Below are 25,003 nucleotides of genomic sequence, written 5' to 3'. Positions count from 1 at the left end.
GGAGGAGGGGTCTTTCCGTTGAGGGGTCAACTGGGGGTGTGGTCAAGCGTCCGCAGCGCGCTGCGGATCATTTCGGCGCGCAGCACCTCGTCCGGCGCCACCTCGTCATCGGTGGCGCTGGTGATGAAGACGGCGCCCAGCACCATCCACGCCGCCACCCGCGCCGGCGCCCGTCGCGAGCGGCCGGCCAGCGCGTCCCGCAACCCGTTCGCCAACTCCATGACGTTGAGGTCCTGGTGGCAGGACATCTCGGCGATGTCCTCGAAGAGAAGCCGGATCTCGCGGCGGAACCGCAGCGCCAGGTCGACGTATCCGGTGACGGTCTCCTCCACCAGCCGGCCGCCCTCCAGTCCGGTCACGCGGTCGAGCAGCGTGGCGAGGGCGTCCCGGGCCGGGGTCAGCAGCTCGGTGAGGATCTTCTCCTTGCCGGCGAAGTGGTAGAGGAGCGACGCCTTCGAGCATCCCGCGTCGGAGGCGATGTCCTGCAACGAGGTGCCGCGGAAGCCGTGCACGGCGAACAGTCGCAGTGCCGATTCCAGGATCTGACCGCGCATCGCGGAGGCGGAGCGTGCCATTCCTCAACCATAACTGTCCGATCGGTCAGAACTGACCGATCGGACAGTTATGAGTATGTGACTTGCGCCACTTTCCCGGTCCGGGTGTCGCACAGGGCGTGCACGGTGGCTCCGCCGGCCCGCGCGCGAAGAGCGCCGGATCCCGCAGAGCACGACGCTGCGGGCGGTTCGCCTCGTCCGCAGAGCCCAGGGCGCCACGCGGCAGCGGCTCCGCAGAAGCGGGAGACGGCCTTCGCGCCGGCCGTGGAACACGGTGTTCCCGTGACGGGCCGTGCCAGGCCGTTGACTCGACGCCGCCCTGGGGGCCGGGGACGGCGGCCCGGGGGCACCCGGCCGGACCACCCGTGAGGAACGGGTCCGGTGAGCACGCCACAAGCGGGAACCGGGGAAGGGGAAACTTCTGCGCGCCGGCCCGCACACCTCTGCGATCATCCCCGGATGGCGCACAGTCTCGAATCGCTGGTCGTCCGGCACACCCACCGCCTCCCCCTCCCCCGGGACTCCGCAGGCGAGGGAGCCGCCGCCGTACGACAGTTCGACGCGGCCTTGGCGTCCGTGGGCTTCAAGCTCCCGGCAACGCTGCTGGAGCGGCTGTCCGGGCTGTCCGGGGCCGCGGTCGTGCACACCGCCAGGCGGACGCCGCTCACCGTGAGCGCGATGGCGGGCGACCACGTCCGGCACACTCGCACCTCATCGGCTTCCCGGCGAACGTGCCGGACACCGAGGAGTCCTGGATGCGGTGCGTGACGCAGGCACTCGGCGACGACACGGCGCGGGAGAACGTCATCGTCTCCGGGAACAGGAGTTCTTCGCTCCTGGAACGGCGGATCACCAGTACGGGGTCCGTGCCGGCCGCCGCCGCGATCCGGCGGACGGTGGTCCTGGAGAAGCCCTGGTTCCAGGAGAGCCGGGCGGCGGCCGAGTGGACGGCCTCGCGGGTCGCGACACCGGAGCCGGTCTGCGGCATGCGGGACAGGACAGGGGGCCGATCGCTTCGCAACCGCGGGTTCGCGTGTCCGCAGGAGCCGGCCGGGAGCTTTCGTGAGCATCCCGAGAAGTCCGGTCGACAACATTGACTCCCCGCCGGAGCGCCTGCACATTACTTGACGGTAAAACCGTCCGGTAACTGCGCAGCCCGGTCCTTCCCCCGCTCCGGCCACTCCGTTCCCGCCGGCGGCACACCCCCGTCGACCGCCGCACCCGCCGCTCCACCTCCGAGAAGAGGGATCACATGCCGAAGCACGCTCCGCGAAATGTCATGGCCACATCATGCGCACTCGTCAGTGCGCTCGCCCTCAGCCTCACGGGCGGCGCCGCCCACGCCTCCGCGTCGCTGGACTACGTCGCCCTCGGCGACAGCTACAGCGCCGGTTCGGGCGTGCTGCCCGTGGATCCCACCAATCTGCTGTGCCTGCGCTCCATCGCGAACTACCCCCATGTGATCGCCGCCCGGACGGGCGCCCGCCTGAAGGACGTGACCTGCGGCGCCGCCCGGACGAAGGACTTCACCACATCGCAGTACCCCGGGGTCGCGCCCCAGGTGAACGCACTCGGCGCGGACACCGACCTGGTGACGCTGACGATCGGCGGCAACGACAACGGCACCTTCATCAACGCCCTGGCGGCCTGCGGCACCGCGGGTGTCCTCAGCGGCGGCAAGGGCAGCCCCTGCAAGGACGCGCACGGCACCTCCTTCACCGACCAGATCGACGCGAACACCTATCCCGCGCTGAAGAGCGCCCTGCGGGCCGTACGCGCCAAGGCGCCCGACGCCCGCGTGGCGGTCCTGGGTTACCCGTGGATCACGCCGGCCGAGGCCGACCCGTCCTGTTTCGTGAAGCTGCCCGTCGCCACCGGTGACGTGCCCTACCTGCGGGGCATCCAGGCACACCTCAACGCGGCGGTCGAACGCGCCAGCGAAGAGACCGGCGCCACCTATGTGGACTTCTCCCGTGTCTCCGAGGGCCACGACGCGTGCGAGCCCGGCGGCGCCCGCTGGATCGAGCCTCTCCTCTTCGGCGGCAGCCTCGTACCCGTCCATCCCAACGCCCTCGGGCAACGGCGCATGGCCGAGCACACCATGAGCGTCCTCGGCCTGAGCTGACGGCGGCGCGCTTCGCCCTCGGCGATCGGTCCGCCCGTGGCTTCGCTCCCTCGACGGCGTCGCCCGATCCGGCCACCGCCCGGACAGGGACCTTTCGCCCGGTGGCGCCCCCTGCGGGGTGGGAACTCCCCGTCAGGGGGTGACGGGCATCCGGCGCTTGTGGTCGGTGCGGCGGTAGTGGCGGACGATCGTTTCGAAGGCCTGCTCGTCCACCGGCCCGCCCTCCAGGAAGTCGTCGATGACGTCGTAGGACACCCCGAGCGCGTCCTCGTCGGCCTTGCCCTCGTCGAGGCTCTCCAGATCGGCCGTCGGGACCTTCCGCACCAGGTCGGCGGGGGCGCCCAGCGCTTCCGCGACGGCGCGCACCCGGCGCTTGGTCAGGCCTGCCAGCGGGACCAGGTCGGCGGCGCCGTCGCCGAACTTGGTGAAGAAGCCGGTGACCGCCTCGGCGGCCTGGTCCGTGCCGACGACCAGGCCGTCGTACGTGCCGGCCACCGCGTACTGAGCGATCATGCGCTGACGCGCCTTGATGTTGCCGTGCACGAAGTCCTGGTGGTAGGCGTCGTGGAAGCTCACCCCGGCGGCCAGCGCGGCCTCGAGCGCGGCATCGCCGGCGGGCTTGACGTCCACGGTCAGCACGTGGTCGGCCCGGATGAAGGCGAGCGCGCGCTGGGCGTCGTGCTCGTCCGCCTGGACCCCGTAGGGCAGGCGCATCGCGTAGAACCGCGCTTCGTGTCCGTCGGCCCGCGCCCGCTCGACGGCGAGCTGGCACAGCCGGCCGGCGGCGGTGGAGTCGACGCCACCGCTGATGCCGAGCACGAGGGCACGCCGGCCGGTGGAGGTCAGCCGCTCGGTGAGGAAGGCCACCCGGCGCTCGATCTCCCGCTCCGCTTCGAATGTCTCGGCGACACCCAGTTCCCGGGCGATCTCCTGCTGCAGGGCGGTGGACGCCGACTCGCTCACGTCTGCTCCTCGTTCCGGCTCACGGTGTGCTGTCGCCTCCCCGGCTACCCAGGAGTCCTCCGGGAAATCCGGACGGGGAGGGACTGCGCCTCCAACAGCTGAAGCGGCCCTGCGCCGGGGCGGGGGGCCGCTCGGGACCGCTACGGAAGCACGAGGAGAAGGAAGGGACGCCGCTGATGGGGAACGGCCGGCCGGAACGCTTCCTCGGGGTGCTCGGCGAGTCCGCCGCCTCGATCGCCGGCCGGCGAACCCTCGCGGTCCGACGGTCCTCGGGGGCCGACGGAACGGAAGGGGAACGGGTGGCGGTCGATCCGGCCGGGTTCCTCGGCGTGGTCCTGGTGGCGTACGCGGTCCCCGCCCTGATTTCCTCGTGGTGGTGAGACCGACGGGGGTGGATGCGGACGGTCGGTTCCGTATCCGGATCCTTGTCGGGTGCGAACGCCACCGGGAAGGCGGCCCCGGGCGCGTGCGTCCCGTGGTCCTCGGTCCGCCCGGGTACCGCCTCGCCCGGCTCCACGGCCCAGGCGTCGTCGGGCAGGGCGTAGGGGAACCTGAGGGCGTAGCGACGACCCTCAGGTTCCCCCGGTCCGGCCGGCACGGTGGCAGGCTGCCACCGTCGCGAGGTCCGGGAGTCGGCGATTCCGGCGGGCCCACCGGTGCGCGCGGGCGCTGCGCCGGGGAGCCGGCCGCACTCCGCTCGGAACGTTCCCGGGCGTCGCGGCCCCTCGTGCCGCGCGGCACGCCCCGGCGGTCCTCCCGGAATCGAGCGGCGGACCATGTCATCGGGATGCGGGACGGACGGCGTTAGAAGGGGTGGAGAGGCGCCCTCCACCCTGTCCGATCGGAACGATCCGCAAGGAGTCCCACTTCATGACACGGATGACGGTAACGAACAAGTGCATGGCCGCCGTTGCGGTCGCGGTTGCGCTGGCGGGAGCGCCGGGCGCGGCGCAGGCCGTCACACCGGCGCAGGCGCCGGCCGCGGCGCCCGCTCACCACCGGATCGGCGAGTCGGCTTCGGACACGTCCGGGCCGGTGCGGGTGGTGGCACCGGGTGAGCGCGTGCGGGCCGGGGCGGGTGTCGAGCTCTGGCTGACGGAGGAGGGCAAGCACTGGTCGACACCGGAGATGGACCACCAGTTCCGGAGCGTGGTCGACGGCAACATCGATCTGCGCACCCCCAGCATCGGCCTGATGGCGGAAACCCTGGGTGACCGCTACTTCCTTTCCGGCATCCACGTGACCGGGCACCACTCGGTCCGGGTCGTCGTCGACACGAGCGACGGGGCGGTCACCGCTTCCGTGGTGCGGCTTCCCGGCACGCCCGGCTGGGGCGTCTGGTACGCGGACGTCCCCCTCCACGAAGGCCTCACCGTCGACGGCGTCACCCTCTACGACAGGCACGGGAAGGAGATCGCCTCACTGACCCCCTCCCGGCCGTAGCCACCCCGGCAGCCCCGGCGGTTGTCAGGAGGTGACCCGCGGGCGTGGGCCGGCCCCGCCCGGCCCACGCCCCGTCCGCCCCCGTATCCGTACCCGTTGACTCTCCCCGCCCCCGAACCCAAGGAATCCATCGTCGTGACGCACGAGAGCCACGCCGACTTCGCCGAGTTCGCCGCCGTGGCCTGGCCCCGTCTGGTGCGTACGGCTCACATGCTCACCGGCGACTTCCACGAGGCCGAGGACCTCGTTCAGACCACGCTGGCCAAAATGTACGCGCGATGGCGGAGGATCCCGCGCCACGAGGTCGACCTCTACATGCGCCGGGCTCTGGTCAACAACAACATCAGCCGGGTGCGCAAGAAACGCATAGCCCACTTACTCGTGCCGTTCCTGCCCGAGTCGGTGCACCGGACGCATGGCGGGCACGCCGAGGCCGTCGAGCGGAGCGCCGTCCTCGTCGAGGCCCTTTCGGTCCTGTCCGCCCGCCAGCGGGCCGTCGTGGTGCTGCGCTACTGGGAGGACATGAGCGAGCAGGAGATCGCCGCAGCGCTGAACTGCTCCGTCGGCACGGTCAAGACGCACGCCCGGCGCGGTCTGGAGGCGCTGCGCGCCCATCCCCTCCTCACCCTCCACCTCGTCGACCAGGAAGCGAAGCGCTGATGTCCCGGACTTCCCGGCCCTCCCCGCAGCCCCGGCACGAGATCGAACGGCTGCACGACGCATTCGGTGAGGTGGCCGACGGCCTCACGCCTTCCCCCGTTCCGCTGGCCGCCATCGAACGGGCAGGTCGTGCCCGACGGCGTCGGCGCACCGCCGGCCTGGTGATCGGTTGCGGCCTGTTGCTGGCTCCGCTGACCGCCGTCGCGGTCCGCGCCGCCCTCCCGGACCACAGCCCTCCGGAGCGGAACGAGGTCGCGGCGACGCGTCCGACGCCGCCGGGCACGCCGGACACGGCCGGGCCGGTGCGGGTGGTGGCGCCGGGTGAGCGCGTGCGGGCCGGGGCGGGTGTCGAGCTGTGGCTGACGAAGGAGGGCAAGCACTGGTCGACACCGGAGACGGACCACCAGTTCCGGAGCGTGGTCGACGGCAACGCCGACCGCCGTCACCCCACCGTGAGCCTGATGACGGAAACCGTGGGCGACCGCTGTTTCCTGTCCGGGTTGTACACGGGCACCGTCGACGCCGGTCGCGTCGTCGTCGACACCGGTCGCGGCAGGGTCACCGCCTCGGTGGTGCGACTGCCCGGTAAGCCCGACTGGGGCGTCTGGTACGCCGATGTCCCCCTCCACGAAGACCTCGTCGTCGTCGGCGTCACCCTCCACGACAGGCACGGGAAGGAAATCGCCTCACTGGCCCCCTCCCGGCCCTGAGTCCGTGTCCCGCGTGGCACCACCCGGGCGGGCGACCGGTTCCCGGTGCCCCGTCACCTTCCGCGGCGCTTACGTGAGGTGACGGCGCGAGCGGAAGCCGGGACGTGACCACGGGCGCTTCTGCGCCTGCGTCACGTCCGGAGTATTGACGCCCGATGATACAACTCAATAGTTCCAGTATCTTCGACTCACGCAGAGGGTGCTCCCCATGGGACTCGGCACGGCCGGCACCACCACGCTCCGCTCCGAGGAGGGCCGTACGCGCCGGAGACGCGGTGCCGACGCGCCCGGACCGAGGAGCGCCCGCGCCGTCCGGACCAGGAGCGCCGACTCCCGACCACCACACGGCTTCCGCAGCCGGAGGTGACCGTGGTGGGGCCGTCCGCTTCTCCGGCGTGACCGCTCGCACCGCGAACCGGTGGCCACGTTCCCGACAGGAGGGATCACCCATGGGCCGCTACAGCCGCCTCCGCCGCATCCAGCAGATGGATCCGCAGCAGGACTTCGAGCAGATCTACCGGTGGATCACCCACTACGAGTTCCCCCGCGACTACCTCCACGGGACGTCGATCGCGTTCCTGCGCGACTACGGCGCCCCGCGCATCTCCCGGCTCCTGGACCGCACCCAGGAGTTCGAACGCGCCGGCCAGGAGCGGTACGACGACACGGTACTGATCACGTACGAGATGGTCCGCGAGGGGATGGACTCGGAGCACGGCCGGGCAGCCGTCCGCCACCTGAACCGCATACACGGCCGTCACCGGATCCCCAACGAGGACTTCCTCTACGTCCTGGCCACCACGGTGGTGGGTCCGACGGCGGTGCCGGCGCTGCCGTTCGGTGGTTCGCGGGACTCCGGATTCGGGCGGATCCACGGTGCGGAAGGGCTGCGCGCCTCCACCTCCGTGCCGTCGACGACGGTGCAGCGGTTCACCCCGCCGATCGGGCTGACCTCCTTCGGGGTGCCGGCCGCCACGCGGCAACGCGCGGTGCGGCTGGCGCGGGCGCTGCACCGGTGCCGCTGAACGGCGGCGCCTCGCCTGCCGGGCCCGGCCGGTCAGGCGTCCAGCAACGGGGCCAGGTAACGGCGCGCGAAGGCCCGGGCCTGGTCCTCGTCCTCCATCTCTATGCAGCCGGCGGGGTTGAGCAGGAAGGAGACGGCGACCCGCACCATCAGCTCGGCGACCGGACGCGGGTCCTCGCCGGGACGGCCCTCGGCCTGTTGCGCGCGGCGCAGATGAACCGTCAGGTATTCGACGGTGGCGGAGAGCGAGGAACCGCCCTGGACGGTCAGGTAGGGCAGCACCACCTCGGGTTCGATGCGCAGCAGGCCGCCGAAGAGCGGATGGGCGCGGGTGTGGCGCAGGGCGGCCACGAAGCCCTCGACGACCCGCTCCTTCATGGTCGGCAGTGCAGCCACCGCCGCGTCCAGACGCTGGAAGAACCGGCTGAGCTCACGCAGCAGGGTGCCCTCGACCAGCTTGTCCTTGGTCTGGAAGCGCCGGTAGACGGTGACCCGGGAGACACCGGCCCGCTTGGCGACGTCGTCCACCGAGGAGCGGCGCAGCCCCAGGAGGGTGAACTGTTCCAGTGCCGCGTCGAGGATCCGCCGCGCCGTGTGGTCCTCCGGCTCCGGCGGGGCGAGGGCCCGGTCGAGCCACGAGTCGTTCGTGTCAGTTCTCATGGTGCTCCTCACGATACCGGCGAACGACCCCCTCAGAGACTTTGAAACATTTATCGCATCTCTGTAACGCAGCTGCTTGCCCGACCTTGACCGAGCCGCCGACCGGCACCCGGATCCCGGAGGACCTGATGGGCAGTCGACTCACTGAGGAACAAGCCGCTTTCGCCGCGGCCGTACGCGATTTCGCCAAGCGCGAGTGCGGTACCCGGGAGCAGCGTGACGCGCTGACCGGGGGCGGCCGCGAGGCCCACCACCCCGGGCTGTACGGAAGGCTCGCCGACCTGGGCTGGCTCGGGGTGTGCCTGCCCGAGGAGTACGGAGGTTCCGACGGTGGGCTGGCCGATGCCTGTCTGTTCCTGGAGGAGACCGCGTACGGCATGGTTCCGTGCGGAGGTTTCGTCACCACCGTCATCACCGCGAAGGCGTACGAGCGGTTCGGCACCGAGCGCCGACGGCGGGAGGTGCTGGCCGGTGCCGTGCGTGCCGACGTCCTGTCCATCGCCATGTCGGAGCCGGGAGCCGGGGTGATGGCCCTGCTCGCCAGAGGTGTTCGCCTGCACGGGGTGATCGAGGGGGACTCCGATCCCGGCCGCTTCGTGCCCGAACTGATCGACCTGCGCCGCCGCGGCCGCTTCCCCCTCGACGCACTGGTCAGCACGTTTCCGTTCGAGGAGATCGGCGCGGCCGTGGCAGCCATGGGGGACGGCAGCGTGGTCAAGCCGGTCCTCACCTTCACCTGACCGGGCGGACCGTCCGGGCACCGCGCGCACCGTCGGTGGCGGCCGTCGGCCTGCTCGACCGTCGGGTGGGTGGGTCGTCGGCCGTCGGCCCTCAGCGGCATGTCGGAGGTCGCGGTCGCCTCCCGCGCGGTCCGCACGGAGGACGCCCGACGCCCTGACCGCGTGTGATTGACTAATCGGTATGGCTCCCGCCTCCCCGCCCGTCCGGCCGCGCCCGCCGGACCGGCCACGCGGCCCCGCAACCGCAAGCAGCTGATCGTCGAGGCGGCCGGGCGGGTCTTCAGCGAGCGCGGTTACCACACGGCCTCCATGGAGGAGGTCGCCGCCGGCGTGGGCATCTCCGCGGCCGCTCTGTACCGCCACTTCCCGAACAAGTAGGTCTTTGGAGGAGATATCCGCGAAGCGGCCCCCGCGGGGGCCGCTTCGCGGATATCTCCTCCAAAGACCCCGGGCCTTGCTGTTGGTGGTGTCCCCCGCCTGGCGAATACACAGAGCGATGGCAGCCAGGAAGACCGTGGGGCAGGTGCCAATTGGCACCTGTCCGTAGCTTCGGGAGTATCGGGCCTAGCAGGGCACCGTGGCGGGGCAGCCGGCCAGGTGCCGCTGGAGGAATTCCAGTTGGTGCCCCAGTAGCCGGGCGAACATGTCGTTGGTCGGTGCGGCATGTGTCATCCCGCTTAGCGGCAGCACCTCGTGCGGCTTCCCTGCGGCCAGCAGAGCGTTGGAGAGTTGCAGCGTACTGGCCACGAAGACGTTGTCGTCTGCCAGTCCGTGCATCAGGAGCAGCGGGCGGCTGAGCTTTGGAGCGTCGGCAAGAAGCGAAGACAGCTCATAGTGCTCCGGGTATTGGTCGGGCAGACCGAGGAAGCGCTCTTTCCAGCATGCATCGTAGAGATGCTGGTCGGTGAGCGGAGCGCCGGCCACTGCGGCGTGGAAGGTGTCGGGTCGGCGCAGCACCGCGGCGGCGGCCAGCGTCCCGCTGAACGACCAACCGCGGATGCCGACCCGGTCGAGATCCAGCTCCGGGTGGCGCTCGGCGGTCGCGTGCAGCGCGGCACCCTGGTCGTCCAGGGTCGGGCCGATCAGGTCACCGAAGATCTCCTTCTCCCAGCGCGGCCCGCGTCCGGGCGTGCCGGCGCCGTCCGTCACCAGCACTGCGAAGCCCTGTTCGGCGAACCACTGCGAGACGAGGGTGTGAGAGGTCTGTTCGGCCATCACCTTCTGCATTGCGGGGCCGCCGTAGGGGTCGACCAGTACCGGCAGCTGGGCATCACCGGCCTTGTGCCAGGACGGCAGGAAGAGGTGTGTGCGCAGTTCACGCGGCCCTACGGCGGCGGATTCGACACGCAGTTGCAGCAGCGGGCGTTGGGCGTGCGAGCTGATTTCGACGGGCGCGGGGCCATCCGGTTCCCGTCGGCCGTCCCCGGTCAGGCGGTGCACGGCGGTGTGCGAGCCCGGCAGATCCAGCGTGCGCGTGGTGTGTACAAACGTGCCGCCGCAGAATGCGCCGGAGTGCACCCCCGGCTGCTCGGTCAACCGGTGTATACCCCGGCCCGGACGGTAGTTCCACACATGACGCTCGGTGGGCTCGGCGGAGGCCACGAAGAACACCGTCTCGCCGTCCACCGCAAGCACCTCGTGCAGCTGCAGGCCGTCCGGCGTGACCGGCGTGCCGTCGATACTCAGGTGCCGGGTCTCGTTCCGGTCGAGGTAGTCGACGAGCAGGCCGGTAGCTGTCCGCGCGGGCACTCCGGGCACCAGCAGCTCCACCCAGCGCTCATCGTGCCGCTCGGCCAGGAGGCTGGTCGTACCGTCTGCCGGGTCGACGGCCAGTACCTGGAGCGTGCGCTGGTCGCGGCTGAGTACGGCGGCGAACGGACCGTGCCCGTCCCAGCCGGCCGCGGGCAGGTATTCGAAGCCGGTCCGGTCCCAGCGGACCTCGGTGCGGTTGCCCGCCAGATCGGCCATCCAGAGCGTGACCTCGGCGTTGGCAGTACCGACCTGCGGGTAGCGCATCGTGCGCGGCGGCTTGGCGGGGTCGGCCGGATCGGTGATGTACCACAGCCTGACCTCGCGGTTGTCCACCCGGGTGGTCAGTATCCGCTCCCCGTCCGGTGCCCACCAGTACGCCCGGTAGCGGCCCATCGACTCGCTTGCCACATGCTCCGGCAGGCCGAAGAAGACGTCCGGACCTTCCGCCGGCTCGGGCGCGGCCACCGCTCGGTCGCCACTACCGTCGGCGCCGATCACCCGGAGCGCGCCGCCGGAGACGTAGGCGATGTTCCGGCCGTCCGGGGACGGGCGCGGGTCCACCACCGGCTGCCGGGCGGGCAGTTGCCGTACGGCGCCGGAGCCGGTATCCACCACCCACAGCTGCCCAGAGAGGGCGAACGCGGCCACCTGGGCGGCTGTGTCGGTGGCGTAGTCGGTGATCCCGGCGGCCTGCTGCCGGGCGCGTTCGCGCCGGATGCGCTCCTCCTCCGGCACCTCATCGGTCGCGTCGCCGAGCAGCCCGGCGGGGTCAGCCAGCAGTCGCTCCGCGCCGGTTGCCAGGTCGAGCGTCCACAGGCACCCGACCGGATCGTCCCCGGCCCGGCTCCGAAGGAACAGGACACAGGTACCGTCCGGCGCCACGGTGAAACGGGCGGGTGCACCGAGGGTGAAGCGGCGGGTGCGGGCGAGCTGTCGGAGAAGTGGGGATGTCACCATGCCTGGCACTGTGTCATTCGTTCGGTATAGCAGCATGGGAATATCGAGATCGTTCACCGTGGACTTCATGATGCCGACTCGCTCGTGACCGGCTCAGACAGCCGTGCCGAAGCCGGTGACAGCCCGGCACCAGGCGTGTTGAATCAACCGGGGATCTGAGCAGACTGTCAGAAATCGTCCGCAGGAAAGCGAAGCGCGCTGTCGTACGGCCCGGGCGGAATGTGGAGGGTGGCGGTGTCGTAGCCGCCGAAGCGCAGCACGTTGTCCCTGCGGTGCGGGCTGAGCACGGCGATGTCGTCGGGGCTCAGCTCCCAGCCCTGGGCGGCCATCTGGCGCAGTGTGTCGGTCATGTCGACGGTGGTGGAGAAGATGATGCTGTTGGCCATCAGGTCGAGGAACTTGACGGCCTTCTCCTGGAGTTCGGGAGCGCAGATAGCCGTCCCCGCCGAAGTGCAGCCACTTCGTGTACCCGTTGTATGCCTCGGCCTTGTTCGTCGCCCTTGTGATCTGTTCCCGCAGCTGTGGGTCCGACAGGTAGCGGAGCAGAACGATCGTCCGCACGGCGCGGCCGACCTCGCGGAAGACCCTGTAGATCTGGTTCTTGTGGGAGTGGTTGTTCATGCGCCGCAGGAGGGTGACGGAGGACACGGTGCCTTCCCGTACCGATAGGCCGACCTGTATGAGGTCCCTCCAGCCGTTCTCGATGAGCTGCCAGTCGATGCAGGTACGCGGATCAGCGGAGAACAGCGCGTCGATATGCCGGTAGCGTGCTCGCGGATCAGGGCGGTGGAAGGTGAGGTCCTGGAATTTCCGGATCCGCGGCAGCAGGTCGATACCGAGCAGGTGGGCGAGCCCGAAGACCGGGAAGGACTGCCCCTGAGTGTCGGCGTGTACGGCCTCCGGCTTGACCTCCGGCTCATTCGACAGCAACGCGTCGATGAGATAGACGGCCTCCCACACCCCGCACGGGATGAACCGGGAGAAGAGCGCAACGTAGGTGTCAGAGACGAGATGGTGGGCGATCCCGCCGTAGCCGCCATAGCGGATCGAGGTCTCGGCGAGGAGGTTGTCGATGACGGTGTCCATCATGGTGCCGTCCACCGCCACCACCGACCCGTCACCCCATGCCGCCGTCAGATCCAGGCCGGCATGGGCGTTGACCACGTCAGCTCCGCACCGGTTGAGGACCGGGACGGTGAAGTGGCGCTTCGCGATCGCGGCCGATGACGCGCCGGGGCGTCACGGAGGGCGCCGGTCCCACGGCCTGTGCGCGAAGTGCGGACCGGACCGGTCCACGTGGTGGCGGTCGCGTGGCCCGGCGCCCGCGGGTCCGGCTGCTTCCCGGTGTGCCCGGACGGGACGTGCACGACGCCGGACGCGCCCTCCCCGGCCCGCTCCCGCACCGGGCGCCCGGCGTCGGGGCTCGTACGGCGGTCGTCGCGGCTCATGGCTGCGAGCCCTGTCCGGTGTCGGCCGGTCCGCGACGTCCGCCGTGCCAGTCCAGTATCAGGACGGTGGCGTCGTCCCTGAGGTTGCCGTGACAGGCGTCGAACACCGCGCCGGTCAGGCTCTGTACGGCTTCTCTCGGATGCAGCGGACGGGTGTCGCGGGCGAGCGCGGTCAGGTCGACGGCTGCGGCGCCGCGCTCCTGCATTCCGTCGGTGAGCAGGATCAGGCGGTCACCGGGCCGCAGTTGCAGCTCCTGCAGACGGTAGGGGATCGGCGCCGCCACGCCGAACGGCAGGTTGACGGCGAGTTCGACCTCCTCGACGGTGCCGTCGCGCAGCCGCAGCGGCCGGGGGTGGCCGGCGTTGACCAGTTCGCACAGACCTGTCTCGAGGTCGACGCACAGCAGTTGTCCGGTGGCCAGGCCGCGGCTGTGGCTCAACAGGGCCTGGTGGGCGTGCTCGGCTTGTCTGAGGGCGTCACAGCCGCTGCGGCGGGCCCGTCGCAGCGCGCCGACCAGCAAGGTGGCCAGCAGGGCCGAGTTCGTGTCGTGGCCCATGGCGTCGGTGATGGACAGGTGCAGGGTGTCGCGGTCGAGGGTGTAGTCGTAGGTGTCGCCGCCGATGTCGTCGGCCGGGACCAGTCCGGCGGCGAGGGTGAACTGGGCCGCCTCGCAGCAGGGGGCCGAGGGGAGCAGCTGGTGCTGGATCTCCGCGGCCAGGCTGGTCTCGGTGGTGCGCCGGCCCAGGTGGTAGAGGTCGGTGAAGCGGCGGTCCGTGACGATGATGTAGGCCAGCGCGTGGGCCGCGTCGTGGACCTGCCGGAGCACGGTGTCGTCGGCCGACTGCAGGGTCGTCTCCAGCACGCCGATGCAGTCGCCGCGGTTGGTGACCGGCGTGATGATGCGCAGACCGCCCTGGCGGCCCGGTTCCACGTGCTGGCGCTGGCTCCGCAGTACGCGGTCGTAGACGGTGTCCTGCAGGTCGATCGGCCCGTCGGAGGCCACGGCTTCGGCGTCGGGCGCGGTGAGCCGTACCAGCCGCCGACCGACCAGGTCGACGAACAGGAAGGACACGCGCTCCGCACCGAACCGCTTCCGCAGATCGTGCGCCACCACGTCGACGGACTCACTGGGCGGCGCCGCCTCCGCGGCGGCCAGCAACTCGCCCAGTTCCACGTCTCCACCCTTCACAGCAACCTCCCGTCGGCTGCCGGATCTTTTTCCCCGAGTTTTGGCGACCTCACTCGGAGCACCCGTCCTGGCTGGTCAGGGCAGTAAGCCGAGTCGCTGCGAGGAGAACCCCGCTTCGCCGGGCGGCGTCCGCGGGCGACCGGACGGCCGGTGCGCCGGCACGAGGTGAAGGGGACCGCCGCCCTGGCTCCTTCCCCCGTACCGGCTCGCCCCCGGCCCCGCAGCGCGCCGGAGGCGTTCGTGACGTGTCCCGGCGGGGCCGTGCGTCGTTGGCCGGTCGGAACCCGTGCACCCCACCGCTCCCGAGGAGCCCCCGTGGCCAGTCCGAGCCCGCCGTCCGTCGAGCAGGACGAGGGCGCGCCGCCCCTCCGGTGTCCGTTCTCCGAACGCGCGCGCGCCCGAGCCAGCGGCCTCGACGAGGCCTTGCCACAGCGTGCCGACGGGGCCGTCTCCCACAGCGGCGCCCCCTCCTCGCACCGGAGGTCCGGTCACCGCCGGGTCCCGTGGGTCCCGCGGGACCGGCGGCGCGCGGGCTCGGACGTCCGGGTCCGGGCATGAGGCGCCGGGCGGCGGTGGTGCTGCGCGTCACGGCGGTCCGCAAGGGCTTCGGGGCCCGGCAGGTCCTGCGCGGGGTCAGCTTCGAGGCGCGGGCAGGGCAACTGGTCGGCATCGTCGGGGAGAACGGCGCCGGGAAGACCACGCTGCTGCGCGTCCTCAGCGGCGACCTGCGCCCCGACGCCGGACGTGTGGAGCTGGCGGGCACATGGGGCTACTGCCCGCAGCACCCGGTCCTGGACGAGGAGCTGACCGTGCGCCAGCACCTGCGCCTCTTCCAGGTCGCCTACCGTCTCCCGAGTCCCGGCCGCGCGCTCCGGCTGATCGACACGCTCTCCGCGACCGACCATCTGGACACGCCGGTGAAGGTTCTCAGCGGTGGCACCCTGCAGAAGCTGAACCTGATCCTGGCCTTGATGCACGACCCGGAGGTCGTGCTGCTCGACGAGCCGTACCAGGGCTTCGACTGGGAAACCTACCTGCGGTTCTGGGACCTCGCCCAGGAGCTGAAAGGCCGCGGCCGTACCGTGATCATCGTCTCCCACCTCGCCCACGACACCGGGCGCCTGGACGTCCTGCACCGTCTGCGCGACGGCCTCCTCGACCCCTCCCCCACGGCGGGCCCCGCATGAGCGCTTATCTGGTCGCCTGCCGTTACGCCCTGCTGGCCCTGGCGAAGAACCGGCTGGCCGCCGTGCTCCTGATCGCCTTCATCCCGCTGTGGATCACCGTGGCGAAGACCCTCACCACGCCGAGGACGTTCCCCTTCCGGCTCCGCGCCACCGGAACCTGGCTGCGCGCCGGCGGGGACGAGATCACGATGATCAGCGGCTCCCTGAACGCGGTGTCCCTCCTGGTGGGATTCCTGATGTTCAGCGCCGCACGCCGCACCAGGGCCTTCGACCGCCGCCTCACCGCGTCCGGCTACCCCCGGGCCGCCCTCGCCGGTGCCAAGCTCACCACGCTCCTGATCGCATCAGCACTGGTCAGCACCTACGCCACTGCCTGGATGCTGCTGTTCTGGTCTCCCCTCCAGCCCTTCCTCCTCGGCATCGCGGTCCTGGCGATCTGCCTGGTCTACGGGGCCATGGGCATGTGTCTGGCCCTCTTCCTGCGCGGCGAGGTCGAGGGACTGGTCACGATCATCATGACCAGCATCATCGACCTCGCGCCGCAGAATCCCGTCGCCAGCACCGCCGCAGACAGGGCCCTGGTCGCGCTGCTCCCCGGCTACGGCTCCCTGCAGACCAGCCTCGCCGCAGGCTTCACCCGGAACACCACCCTGAGCCCTCTGATCCACAGCGCGGTCTGGCTGACCGCCATGACGACCACCGCACTCGCCGCCTTCGCCCTCCGCACCCGCAACCACCGGCCGCCTCGTCGGCGCCGGCCCCCGTCGTAGTCGTGCGGCCGTGATCGGTGCAGTCGTGCGGCCGTGACCGGTGCAGTCGTGCGGCCGTGACCGGTGAGGAGCGTGTCGGGCCACCGCCGGGGGAGCAGAGGTCCGACCGGGTCACCGAGCGTCGCGCCGTGCGGCGGACCCTTGTGCCCGGAAGCGGGAACCATCCGGCCGGGGGGACTCGTCATTGATCATTGCCGCCGCCCGGAGCGGCGGGGAACACCCTGGACGAAGCGACAACGGGGGGCGCAGTGAAGTGTGGGTCTGCGGCGAGAAGGGGCCTGACGGCCGTGGCGGTACTGGCGATGCTGACGATCAGCGGCTGTCGGGAGGACGACGCGGGGCTCCCCGCCGTCTCCCCGAGCGAGCGGGGCTCCGCGTCACCGGCGCCTTCGGCGGAGCAGAACAATCCGCGCGCCTTGGTGGACGCTCCCAGGGCGGGTGGCCTGGACAAGTTGACCGGGGACGGAGCCCTGACGGACGTCCCTGTCGACCCCGGCGAGATGCGGGACGGCATGACACTGGTCACCGGCACCTACGGAAAGCCGGACGGGCAGGGCGCACCGGTGCTGTTCGAAGGCGTCGATCATGTGCCCGACGACACCAACGAGCGTCGTGAACACCTGTTCCGGGGCATGCTCGAGTACATCCAATGGGATCCGGAGCTGGGGCACCCCGAAGCTCAGCCGGTGGAGCCGGGACCGCTCGGCGGCTCGGTGGAGTGCCTGCTCGCCTCGCTGAGCGAGGACGGCAACGTCATCTGCGGCTGGGCCGACGAGGGCACGGCGGCCGTCGCGCTCTTCGAGGACAGCACGCTCGCCGACGCGGGGAAGCTCTTCGTCGAGATGCGCGCGGACCTGGAGCGCTGACCGACCGGCGGAGGAGAACGACGTCGCAGGCCGAGCGGTGAGCGGGAGGGAGGCGGCGCCGCACGGTGGCCGGCGCGGACACGCCGTCTCCCCGTCCCGGCCGGACGACGGTTCACGGGACGCCGTGCCACGGCCCGGTACCGCAAGCGCGGTACCGGGCCGTCCGGCTGGTGGGGCCGCTCGTCAGCCCCGGCGGGCCTCGAGACGCGGATCCCTCCTGTTGATCGCATACGTCGCACCCCGCCGACGCACCACCCGGGCACCGGGCCTGAGCTTCGACGAACGGAGGGACTTGCGTACCTTCGTCACGCTCTCCCTACCGCGGGGCCGGACGGGGACGCCGCGGTCGGCGGCGAGCCCCGGCGGTGCCGTGGCGCCGCTCGAACCGTTCCACCCGGCCCGCGGGGTCGACGAGCCGCGAGGTACCGGTGCAGAACGGGTGGCCGGGCGACGAGATCTCGACGTCGACGACCGGGTAGGTGGCGCCGCCGTCCCGCTCCACCGTGTGCCGTGACTCGATGGTGGAGCGGGTGAGCAGCTGAAAGCCGGACGCACGGTCGCGGAGGACGGCCGGGCGGAAGACGGGGTGGATGCCGTGCCTCACGGCAGGTCCTTCCTCGGACGCCTCCGCCGCGGGGCGGCAAAGGCGGGTCTCATCGTTCCTCGCGGAAGAGGACGTGTTCGCCGACGACCGCGTCGTACTTCCGCAGGACCAGCCGGTCGGGGTCGTTCAGACGGTTCTTGCGGGTCACGTAGGTGACCCCCGTACCGGCTGTCGACTTCAGCCTGACGACCGGCCTCGCGGTGCCGCGTGTCATGAGGTGCTCCTTCCGTCATCACCCGAGCAAGTTGATTCGGGCATGTCATGCAAGAGGTGCAACAGCACCGGCGGGCTCCGTATTCCGACGGCCCCGTTCTCCGCGGATTCAGGGCCGGCGCTCGTTCCCGAGCAGCGCGTCATCTCCGGCGTGCCCGCCCGTGCACCGGAAGCCTCACGGGCCGCGTGGTGCGGGCGGGGGACGGTCCCGCGGATCGATCACCGTCGGACACGACTCCGGTATCCCGTTCGGGACGTTGCCTGAGCTGGTCGGTTTCGTTGTTCCAGACATGGTGGAAACAGACGAGTCCGGTGTACGGGCCGGGGAGCCGGAGCCGGTGTGCGCGCGGACCGCCGGCTCCGGTGGAGCGGGAGGGCGACCGGCCGAGCACCTCGGCGTCCCGGAGGGCGTCCTGATCGCGGACAGCAGCGGCCGGCGGACGGGGACCGGTGCCGTGCCGGTCCCCGGACCGGCCGGAGCCGACCATGCCCCGGTGCTCGGCCCGTACCCCGGTGCGTACGTGCTTCACCACCGCACGCACCTCGCGCCCGGCGCCGACGCCCGCTCGCGGACCGGCCGCAAAAGCGCTGCCCTCGGATGATCCCCATTCCCCCCGGACGAGCCTCTTCCCTGGGGCCCCACCTCGTCGTGCGGGCGCCGGCCGCCCTCCCCGTCGCCTTCTCCGGGACGGAACCGGCGTAGGCCGGCCTCACCAAAACCACCCATCTCCGGAGGTCCTGCATGGAACTCATCGAGCCCTGGCTCCCCGACCGCCTCCCCGCCCCCCACGAGCTGGAACTCGCCCGCCCCCTCTACCGGATCGATCCCCTGGGGCGCGACTTCCCCGGCGAGGGGCGCGCCCTCCAGGCGCTCGGCCCGATCGTCCCGGTGAAGCTCCCCGATCCGGTGGTGGCGTGGGCGGTGACCCGGCGCTCCGAGGCCGACCAGTTCCTCACCCACCCGGACATGCGCAAGTCGCCCAGGTACTGGCGGGCGTACCGGGACGGCCTGGTGCCGAAGGACTGGCCGATGCTGAAGATCCTCACCGCCGAGACCATGCTCGTCCGGGACGGCGAGGACCACACACGCCTGCGTCAGCCGCTGCAGCGTGCCTTCACCGCCCGCCGGGTCGAGGCCCTGCGTGGGCGCGTCGAGGACATCACCCGCGAACTCCTCGATGCCCTCGCCGCCACTCCCCCCGGCGAACGGATCGACTTGCGGGCCACGTTCGCGTTCCAGCTGCCGGTGCGCGTGATCTGTGAACTGTTCGGGGTCGACGATGACGACATGCGCCGACAGCTGGCCGTCGACACCCGCCTCCTGATCAGCAGTACGGCGCCACCCGGCGAGCGTCTCGGAGCCCAGGCCGACATCTTCAGCACCATGGCCCGCTTGATCGCCTCCAAGCGCGCGGTGCCCGGGACAGATCTCACCACCGCCCTCATCCACGAGTTCGACGGCGGCCGGCTCAGTGAGGAGGAGCTGGCGGGAACCCTGTTCCTGATGCTGGTCGCGGGCCATGAAACGACTCAGAACCTGATCACCAACACGATCCGGCGCCTGTTGCAGCACCCCGACCAGCTCAGCCTCCTCCTGGCCCCTGACCGCGACGAGGACCCCTGGCCGGCAGTGGTGGAGGAGTCCCTGCGGTACGACGCTCCCGCCGCCACCACGATGTTCCTCTACGCGGCACGCGACGTGACGGTCACGGGAGTCACCATCCGGAGGGGTGAGCCCGTCATGATCCACACCGCCGCGATCGGCCGCGACGACGAAACCTTCACTCACCCGCACGCGTTCGTCGCGGACCGGGCCGACGCCCACCGGCACCGCGCCTTCGGTCACGGCGTGCACTACTGTCTGGGCGCCCCCCTGGCCCGTCTTGAGGCTCACATCGCGCTGCGTGCCCTGTTCGAGCGGTTCACGATCACTCCGGGGGAACCGCTGGACCGCATCGACGAAGTGGACTCCCTCTCCAGCAACGCCCCCGTGCGGCTGCTCGCCCGTATTCGGGAGCGCTGACCGGTCGCGGTCCGACTCCCGACCCGGCTCCGCGGCGCGGTGGGCGCGTCGGGGCCACAGGCCCCGCGCTCGCCACCTCGGCGCTCGGAGCACTGGTCAACGCCATGATCATCGGCTGGTGTGCCCGAATGCCGCGCCGCGAAGGCAACCCGGACACCGCCCGCCTGACGACGGACGCCGCACGGCGCGGCCGGCGCCCTCGCAGGAAGCCGCGGGCACCACCGTGCGGCACCGGACGGCGGCTTCCGCTCGACGCGGGCCAGGGCGGGGGCGGACCGGATGCCGCCGGTGACCGGCACGAAGTCGGAGGCACTCAAGTCGGCGGGAGCGGGCAAGCGGTAGTGGCACCACTTCCCGCACATGAAGGAGTCCGCGTCCCATGACCGAGACACAGGACGTCGTCGAACTCATCCTCCAGGACCACCGGCGCATGGAGGATCTCTTCCGTGAGATGCGCAGCGTCGAAGCCGACCGGGCGGCCGCACTGCGGGAGTTCGCCGGCCTGCTGATCGCACACGCGCTGGCCGAGGAGAGCAAGGTCTACCCCTCCCTCAAGCGGTACAAGAACATCGACGACGAAGAGGTGGAGCACGGCGAGCACGAGCACGACGAGGGCAACCAGGCCCTCCTGGAGCTCCTCGAGGTCCAGGACATCGGCTCCGAGGAGTGGGACTCGAAGCTGGAGGCACTCGTGGAGGCCGTCACCCACCACGCCGACGAGGAGGAGCGGACCATCCTGAACCAGGCGCGGGAGAACGTGGCGATGCGGCGGCGGGAGGAGCTCGGCGCGGCGTTCCGGGAGGAGCGCGAGCGCCTGCTGAAGGCCGGGTGCGGCTCCGTGGACGACGTGCGCCGGATCGTCGGGGACTGATCCGCCGGACGTGCCCCCGGCACCGGTGGGCCGCACTCCGTCGCCGTCCCCCATGAGACCGTGGCGCATCGCCCCGGCACCGGCCTCCGGTCCCGTCGTGCGGGACCGGAGGCCGTGAGGTCATGCTTCCGGTGCGCACGCGGTCGAAGCGGACCGGATCGAAGAACCCTCGGCGGCCCGGCCCCCGGTGCCGGTGCACCCGGCTTCGGCGACCAGGTCGCCGACCGTCGCGCACACCAAGGTCTCCGAGACGTCTGCGGGGCCGGGGAACAGCCGGCGGTGGGTGCCCGGAGCCCGCTCCTGCCCGGCGCTCCCGCGGGCCGTCGCCGGGAGCACCCTTCCACCGGACGTGAGTCCGGCCGCTTCCGCGTCAGGGGCGGGGTGCAGAAGGTCGTCCTCGGTGCGGGCGACGGTCGACCGTACGTGCGGGGGACGGTCAGCGGGAGCGCCGGCGTCGGCCGACGAGGACGACGGCGCCCAGCAGCAGTACGGCTCCGGCTCCTGCCCTGACGAGGAGCACCGTGCGGGCCGCGCCCGTGGCGGGGAGCGTGCTGTCGGCTGGTGGCACCTGTTCCCGGGCGTGATCGTCACCATGGCGGGCCTGATCGGTCTGCGGGCCTTCTCCCACTTCGTCTTCACCCCGCTGATCATCGACAACGCGATCAGTTACGGCACCGTCGGCGTCGTCCTCGTCGTCGAGTCCTGGCTCGTCGGCGTGGGGTCCGTCATCTTCGGCGGCTCCCTCTTCGGCCGCCGGCTCCCCCACCACCACGGGCACCGGCTCGCCTTGGCCCTGCCCCCGCCGCTCAGGACGGAACCGGCCGACGACGACCGACGGCGCTCGCTCCCCGCTCGTGGCCGCGGCCCTGTGGAGGGGCGGGGTCCGGCACCGCCGTGCCGGCCGACGTGACGGAGGGCCCCGGCTTCGGCGGAGTGCACGGCGCCCGCCCACCGCCGTGCCGCCGCGATCCGGCCGGAGAAGGCGCAGCGGACCGCGCGTGCACGCGTCTCGCTCCCGGCGGATCGGCACCCGGCCGACGGCGCCACCGCCTTCCGGCGGATCACACGGGCGCCGCGTCGGCGAGTGCGGCCACCCGTGCCAGGACGTCCCCCCGGAAGAGCTCCCGCCCGCGGGCGATCCGGTGCTCCCGGTACGCGCCGTCCGCCGACAACCGCCGCAGGGCACGCAGCAGGGCGGCGGCGTCCGCGGCGATCTCCGAGACGCCGAGCGCAGCCATCCGGCGTACACCCTCCGCTCCGTGACCGGGCAGCGGACGGTAGCCCACCACGGGCAGCCCGGAGGCCAGTGCCTGTACGGCGGTCTGACCGGCGGCGTTGTCGACCAGGACACGGGCCGCGCGCAGCAGGCCGGGCATGTCGGTGACCCAGTCCGGCACGAGCGTGCCCGGCAGCCCGGTCAGTCGGGCCCGCAGCCGTTCGTTCCGGCCGCACAGCACGACCGGGAGGAAACCGGCGGCGGCGAGCAGCCGCGCGGTTCCGTCCAGCTCCGAAGCCGCGCCCCAGGCTCCGGCGGACAGCACGACGGGCGGGCGTCCGCAGGCGTACCGCTCGAAGCACTGCCGCCACTCCGCCGCTCCGGCGGCCGGCGCGAAGAAACCGGGTGCCACGACCGGTCCGGTCGTCTCGACGGAGGCCGTGATGCGCCGGACCACGTCCCGCGCGGCGTCGTCGGTGAGGCAGAGATACAGGTCGTTGCCTGGATGGAGCCACTGCCGGTGGACGGCGAAGTCGGTCACGAAGACGGCGCTCGGGGACCGCAGCCGCCCACGGGACCGCAGGTGACCGGCCAGCTGAGCGGCCAGGTGGAAGACGGGTACCACCACGTCGGCGCCCGTGCGCTCCACGAGGTCCGTCAGACGGCGGCCCGCCAGCCGGGCGAGGGGGACGCCGCTGGGGCGGTACCGCGGGCCGGGACGCAGCAGTGCGCGGTAGAGGCCCGCGTACGCCCAGGGGAAGTGTCGTACCGAGGACCGGTAGAAGAGGCGCAGACCGGTCCCCAGGCCGCACGGAAGCAGTCGCAGGAGGTCCACGACCTGTGCGTCGTGGCCCTGTTCCCGGGCTCGGCGGACGAGTTCGCGGGCCACCGTGTCGTGTCCGGCTCCCATGCTCGCGCTGACGATCAGCAGTCGCGGCCCGCCGGCCGCCGACGTGTTCCGGCGGGGCCCCGAAGACGGTGAGTGCACGGGGTGGTGTGTCTCCTTTCGCTGCGCCGGTGAAACCCGCTTCCCGCGTTTCGGCGGCCGGGCCGGGGATACTCCGGGGTGCCCCTCCCTTCCGAACGCCGGGGGCGGCCGCGGACGGCGGTCCCCGGGCGTTCACCCTCGCAGCCGAGGTACAGCCCATGTCTCACGCCTCCCCCGCCGGCCCGGTCGACGTGTCGGCGCCCCGGGCGTCCGTGACGTCGGCCGACGCGGTGCCGGGCCCGTACCGGCAGCTCGCCGCCGTGTCCGGCTGAACGGCGTCACGGCGTGCTGGTCGTCGTCCTGGCCCTGCTGGCGGCGCTGTCCAACGCCGCGGCCTCGGTGCTGCAGCGACGGGCCGCTGCGGACGAACCGGAGGGCGGCGCGGGTGTGCGTCAGGCCGTTCGCTGGCTCGGGCGTGTGCTGCGGCGGCCCTACTGGGTCGCGGGTGCCGGGATGCTGGCGCTGTCGACCGTTCTGCAGGCGGCGGCTCTGGGTGCGGGCAGTCTCGCGCTGGTCCAGCCGCTGATGGCCGCCGAGTTGCTGTTCACCCTCGTCGTCGGCAGCCTGGTCTTCCACCGTCGTCCGGACCGCAGGACCTGGCTGGCGTTCGCCGCCCTGGCCTGCGGACTGGCGGCGTTCCTGACCTCGGTCGCCCCGGCCGCCGGCCGGTCCACGGCCCCCACGGGGCGTTGGATCGTGGCCGCGGGGGTGGTGCTGGGTGCCGTGGTGGCGCTGGCGGCGACGGCCCGCGCGGTGCGGGGCGCACCGCGCGCGGGGTTACTGGGGCTGGCGTCCGCCGTGTCGTTCTCCCTGACGGCGGCGTTGCTCAAGGAAGTGACCGGCAGGATTCCGGACGGGGCGGGCGCCGTGCTGGGGACGTGGCCTCTGTACGCCACCGCCGTCGCCGGAGCCCTCGCCTTCCTGCTGCTCCAGAGCGCCTTCCGGGCCGGGACGCTGGCGGCGTCCCAGCCCGCCCTGACCCTCGGTGACGCGCTGACGAGCGTGGCACTGGGGTGGGCGCTGTTCGGGGAGCAGGTCACGCTCGGTGTGCGGGTGGTGCCCGCGGCGATCGGTGTGGCGCTCATCGGGGCGGGGACGGCGGGGCTGGCCCGCGCCCCCTCGGTCTCCGGGAGCTGGGACGCGGCGTCGCGGAGCACGGACGGCGACTCGCCCCGGCCGGGGCCGTAGGCGTCCCCGACCGGTGCGGCCACCTCACACGGAAAGGAACCGGAAACCGATGCCCACGTCTCCCGTCCACTCCCCCGCCCGGCGCGCGGCAGCCGTACTGGCTCCGGTCGCCGTCGTCGCCGCGGCGCACATCGCCCCCGCCGCGACCTGGCTGCCCGTGGTGCGCCGTCTTCTCCCGCGTCTCGCCGGTGTCGGACACCCCGCTCATGTCGCCCTGACCTTCGACGACGGGCCGGACCCCGAGTCCACTCCGCGCTTCCTCGACGCGCTGGGGGAACTCGGGGTCCGGGCGACCTTCTTCGTCCTGGGCGACGGCGTCGTACGGCACCCCTCCGTGGTGCGCGAGACCGTCCGCCGCGGACACGAACTGGCCGTGCACGGCTGGAGCCACGACCGTCCCTGGCGGCCTGCCCCTGCGGACGAGGTGCGTGCCCTGCTGCGGGCGGCCGACGCGGTGCGGGAGCTGACCGGCCTGCACCCCCGCTGGTACCGGCCGCCCTACGGCATCCTCACCTCCGGGCGCTGGGCCGCCGCCCGTGCGGCGGGCCTGCGGCCGGTGCTGTGGACCGCCTGGGGCAGGGACTGGACGGCCGGGGCCACCCCCGCGTCGGTACGGTCGTCCGTCGCAGCCGGGCTGCGCGGGGGCGGCACCGTCCTCCTGCACGACACGGACAGGATGTCGGCCCCGGACTGCTGGCGGGCCGCGCTGGGCGCCCTGCCCGGCATCGTGGACGGCTGCCGGAAGGCGGGCCTGTCGGTCGGTCCGCTCGCCGACCACGGGCTGCCCCCGGCACCGGCCGGCCGCTCTGTCGCACACCGGCACGGTTGTCGTATCGGCTGACCCATCAGTA

23 protein-coding genes and 9 pseudogenes are annotated in these 25,003 nt (G+C 72.0%); 20 read left to right on the top strand and 12 right to left on the bottom strand.

Features of this window, described 5'->3' with window-relative positions; translation table 11 throughout:
* Positions 1-26: 26 nt before the first annotated feature.
* Positions 27-575, bottom strand: coding sequence for a TetR/AcrR family transcriptional regulator (locus KYY02_RS30135; protein ID WP_371243496.1), 549 nt, complete (start codon positions 573-575; stop codon positions 27-29).
* Between the two features lie 438 nt (positions 576-1,013).
* On the opposite strand from KYY02_RS30135, the pseudogene KYY02_RS30130 reads away from it, so the two are divergent.
* Positions 1,014-1,363: pseudogene (locus KYY02_RS30130) on the top strand (hypothetical protein); the annotation flags it as partial.
* Between the two features lie 80 nt (positions 1,364-1,443).
* Here the strand turns inward: KYY02_RS30130 and KYY02_RS30125 are convergent.
* Positions 1,444-1,542, bottom strand: a pseudogene (locus tag KYY02_RS30125) (TetR/AcrR family transcriptional regulator); the annotation flags it as partial.
* A 264-nt stretch (positions 1,543-1,806) separates the two neighbouring features.
* Between KYY02_RS30125 and KYY02_RS30120 the strand changes: the two are divergent.
* Positions 1,807-2,679: an SGNH/GDSL hydrolase family protein gene (locus KYY02_RS30120; RefSeq protein WP_371243494.1), complete on the top strand. Its 873-nt coding sequence runs from the start codon at positions 1,807-1,809 to the stop codon at positions 2,677-2,679.
* 132 nt (positions 2,680-2,811) lie between these two features.
* On the opposite strand, the gene nadE is transcribed toward KYY02_RS30120, so the two are convergent.
* On the bottom strand, positions 2,812-3,642 hold the full coding sequence (gene nadE, locus KYY02_RS30115; protein WP_371243492.1) for an NAD(+) synthase: 831 nt from the start codon (positions 3,640-3,642) through the stop codon (positions 2,812-2,814).
* Between the two features lie 176 nt (positions 3,643-3,818).
* Here nadE and KYY02_RS30110 point away from each other — a divergent pair, with 176 nt between their 5' ends.
* From KYY02_RS30110 to KYY02_RS30085, 6 genes and pseudogenes are all read left to right on the top strand, one after another.
* Positions 3,819-4,022: a hypothetical protein gene (locus tag KYY02_RS30110; RefSeq protein ID WP_371243490.1), complete on the top strand. Its 204-nt coding sequence runs from the start codon at positions 3,819-3,821 to the stop codon at positions 4,020-4,022.
* Between the two features lie 490 nt (positions 4,023-4,512).
* On the top strand, positions 4,513-5,085 hold the full coding sequence (locus KYY02_RS30105) for a hypothetical protein (RefSeq protein WP_371243488.1): 573 nt from the start codon (positions 4,513-4,515) through the stop codon (positions 5,083-5,085).
* Between the two features lie 135 nt (positions 5,086-5,220).
* Positions 5,221-5,745 (top strand): SigE family RNA polymerase sigma factor, encoded by a 525-nt coding sequence (locus tag KYY02_RS30100; RefSeq protein ID WP_371243486.1) that lies wholly within the window; start codon positions 5,221-5,223, stop codon positions 5,743-5,745.
* Entirely contained in the window at positions 5,745-6,455 is a 711-nt protein-coding gene (locus tag KYY02_RS30095) for a hypothetical protein (RefSeq protein ID WP_371243484.1), read from the top strand. Before KYY02_RS30100 ends, KYY02_RS30095 begins: the two co-directional genes overlap by 1 nt.
* A 449-nt stretch (positions 6,456-6,904) precedes the next feature.
* Positions 6,905-7,270: pseudogene (locus tag KYY02_RS30090) on the top strand (oxygenase MpaB family protein); the annotation flags it as partial.
* Positions 7,265-7,480, top strand: a pseudogene (locus KYY02_RS30085) (aldehyde dehydrogenase family protein); the annotation flags it as partial. The pseudogenes KYY02_RS30090 and KYY02_RS30085, both read left to right, overlap by 6 nt.
* 32 nt (positions 7,481-7,512) lie before the next feature.
* Here KYY02_RS30085 and KYY02_RS30080 read toward each other — a convergent pair.
* Positions 7,513-8,139 (bottom strand): TetR/AcrR family transcriptional regulator, encoded by a 627-nt coding sequence (locus KYY02_RS30080; protein WP_371243482.1) that lies wholly within the window; start codon positions 8,137-8,139, stop codon positions 7,513-7,515.
* Positions 8,140-8,267: 128 nt separating this feature from the next.
* On the opposite strand from KYY02_RS30080, the pseudogene KYY02_RS30075 reads away from it, so the two are divergent.
* The 3 pseudogenes from KYY02_RS30075 to KYY02_RS30065 form a co-directional block, all read left to right on the top strand.
* Positions 8,268-8,663: pseudogene (locus KYY02_RS30075) on the top strand (acyl-CoA dehydrogenase family protein); the annotation flags it as partial.
* Positions 8,664-8,879 (top strand): annotated as a pseudogene (locus KYY02_RS30070) (NAD(P)-dependent alcohol dehydrogenase); the annotation flags it as partial.
* Between the two features lie 168 nt (positions 8,880-9,047).
* A pseudogene (locus KYY02_RS30065) lies at positions 9,048-9,254 on the top strand (helix-turn-helix domain-containing protein); the annotation flags it as partial.
* A gap of 189 nt (positions 9,255-9,443) precedes the next feature.
* Here the strand turns inward: KYY02_RS30065 and KYY02_RS30060 are convergent.
* The 3 genes and pseudogenes from KYY02_RS30060 to KYY02_RS30050 form a co-directional block, all read right to left on the bottom strand.
* The gene (locus KYY02_RS30060; RefSeq protein WP_371243480.1) at positions 9,444-11,657 is read right to left on the bottom strand and encodes a S9 family peptidase; all 2,214 of its coding nucleotides are present in this window, start codon (positions 11,655-11,657) and stop codon (positions 9,444-9,446) included.
* 98 nt (positions 11,658-11,755) lie between these two features.
* Positions 11,756-12,752: pseudogene (locus KYY02_RS30055) on the bottom strand (Tn3 family transposase).
* A gap of 280 nt (positions 12,753-13,032) precedes the next feature.
* Positions 13,033-14,226, bottom strand: a complete 1,194-nt coding sequence (locus tag KYY02_RS30050) for a PP2C family protein-serine/threonine phosphatase (protein ID WP_371243478.1) — start codon at positions 14,224-14,226, stop codon at positions 13,033-13,035.
* A gap of 554 nt (positions 14,227-14,780) precedes the next feature.
* Here KYY02_RS30050 and KYY02_RS30045 point away from each other — a divergent pair.
* The 3 genes from KYY02_RS30045 to KYY02_RS30035 all read left to right on the top strand — a co-directional run bounded on the left by KYY02_RS30045 (position 14,781) and on the right by KYY02_RS30035 (position 17,049).
* Positions 14,781-15,413: an ABC transporter ATP-binding protein gene (locus tag KYY02_RS30045; RefSeq protein WP_371243476.1), complete on the top strand. Its 633-nt coding sequence runs from the start codon at positions 14,781-14,783 to the stop codon at positions 15,411-15,413.
* On the top strand, positions 15,410-16,183 hold the full coding sequence (locus KYY02_RS30040; RefSeq protein WP_371243474.1) for a hypothetical protein: 774 nt from the start codon (positions 15,410-15,412) through the stop codon (positions 16,181-16,183). The genes KYY02_RS30045 and KYY02_RS30040 overlap by 4 nt, the downstream gene beginning before the upstream one ends.
* A gap of 287 nt (positions 16,184-16,470) precedes the next feature.
* Positions 16,471-17,049: a hypothetical protein gene (locus tag KYY02_RS30035; protein WP_371243472.1), complete on the top strand. Its 579-nt coding sequence runs from the start codon at positions 16,471-16,473 to the stop codon at positions 17,047-17,049.
* A 183-nt stretch (positions 17,050-17,232) separates the two neighbouring features.
* On the opposite strand, the gene KYY02_RS30030 is transcribed toward KYY02_RS30035, so the two are convergent.
* From KYY02_RS30030 to rpmG, 3 genes are read right to left on the bottom strand one after another with little or no spacing between them, the layout of a single operon-like run.
* On the bottom strand, positions 17,233-17,358 hold the full coding sequence (locus tag KYY02_RS30030) for a ribosomal protein bL36 (protein ID WP_371243470.1): 126 nt from the start codon (positions 17,356-17,358) through the stop codon (positions 17,233-17,235).
* A 7-nt stretch (positions 17,359-17,365) separates the two neighbouring features.
* Positions 17,366-17,653, bottom strand: coding sequence for a type B 50S ribosomal protein L31 (locus KYY02_RS30025; RefSeq protein ID WP_371243468.1), 288 nt, complete (start codon positions 17,651-17,653; stop codon positions 17,366-17,368).
* Positions 17,654-17,702: 49 nt separating this feature from the next.
* Positions 17,703-17,867: a 50S ribosomal protein L33 gene (gene rpmG / locus KYY02_RS30020; RefSeq protein ID WP_371243466.1), complete on the bottom strand. Its 165-nt coding sequence runs from the start codon at positions 17,865-17,867 to the stop codon at positions 17,703-17,705.
* Between the two features lie 289 nt (positions 17,868-18,156).
* On the opposite strand from rpmG, the gene KYY02_RS30015 reads away from it, so the two are divergent.
* The 3 genes from KYY02_RS30015 (at position 18,157) to KYY02_RS30005 (ending at position 20,760) form a co-directional block, all read left to right on the top strand.
* Complete coding sequence (locus KYY02_RS30015; RefSeq protein ID WP_371243464.1) at positions 18,157-18,468, top strand: hypothetical protein; 312 nt, start codon at positions 18,157-18,159, stop codon at positions 18,466-18,468.
* 140 nt (positions 18,469-18,608) lie between these two features.
* Positions 18,609-19,889 carry a cytochrome P450 family protein gene (locus tag KYY02_RS30010; RefSeq protein ID WP_371243462.1) on the top strand — a complete coding sequence of 427 codons (1,281 nt, stop codon included), beginning with the start codon at positions 18,609-18,611 and terminating at the stop codon, positions 19,887-19,889.
* A 379-nt stretch (positions 19,890-20,268) separates the two neighbouring features.
* On the top strand, positions 20,269-20,760 hold the full coding sequence (locus KYY02_RS30005) for a hemerythrin domain-containing protein (RefSeq protein WP_371243460.1): 492 nt from the start codon (positions 20,269-20,271) through the stop codon (positions 20,758-20,760).
* Between the two features lie 436 nt (positions 20,761-21,196).
* Here KYY02_RS30005 and KYY02_RS30000 read toward each other — a convergent pair whose 3' ends face one another.
* A complete protein-coding gene (locus tag KYY02_RS30000; RefSeq protein ID WP_371243504.1) occupies positions 21,197-21,280 on the bottom strand; it encodes a hypothetical protein in 84 nt (27 codons plus the stop codon).
* A gap of 18 nt (positions 21,281-21,298) precedes the next feature.
* Between KYY02_RS30000 and KYY02_RS29995 the strand changes: the two are divergent.
* Positions 21,299-21,670 (top strand): annotated as a pseudogene (locus KYY02_RS29995) (hypothetical protein); the annotation flags it as partial.
* Positions 21,671-21,821: 151 nt separating this feature from the next.
* On the opposite strand, the gene KYY02_RS29990 reads toward KYY02_RS29995, so the two are convergent.
* A complete protein-coding gene (locus KYY02_RS29990; protein ID WP_371243458.1) occupies positions 21,822-22,886 on the bottom strand; it encodes an MGDG synthase family glycosyltransferase in 1,065 nt (354 codons plus the stop codon).
* A gap of 363 nt (positions 22,887-23,249) precedes the next feature.
* On the opposite strand from KYY02_RS29990, the gene KYY02_RS29985 reads away from it, so the two are divergent.
* Positions 23,250-24,152, top strand: a complete 903-nt coding sequence (locus KYY02_RS29985; protein ID WP_371243456.1) for a DMT family transporter — start codon at positions 23,250-23,252, stop codon at positions 24,150-24,152.
* Positions 24,153-24,201: 49 nt separating this feature from the next.
* Positions 24,202-24,993 (top strand): polysaccharide deacetylase family protein, encoded by a 792-nt coding sequence (locus KYY02_RS29980; RefSeq protein WP_371243454.1) that lies wholly within the window; start codon positions 24,202-24,204, stop codon positions 24,991-24,993.
* Positions 24,994-25,003 lie beyond the last annotated feature (10 nt).

It is taken from the genome of Streptomyces pimonensis, from assembly GCF_041380215.1.
Taxonomy (GTDB): Bacteria; Actinomycetota; Actinomycetes; order Streptomycetales; family Streptomycetaceae; genus Streptomyces; species Streptomyces pimonensis.
Note: the sequence above shows the minus strand (reverse complement) of the source record. Positions and strands in the feature narration are given on the sequence as shown.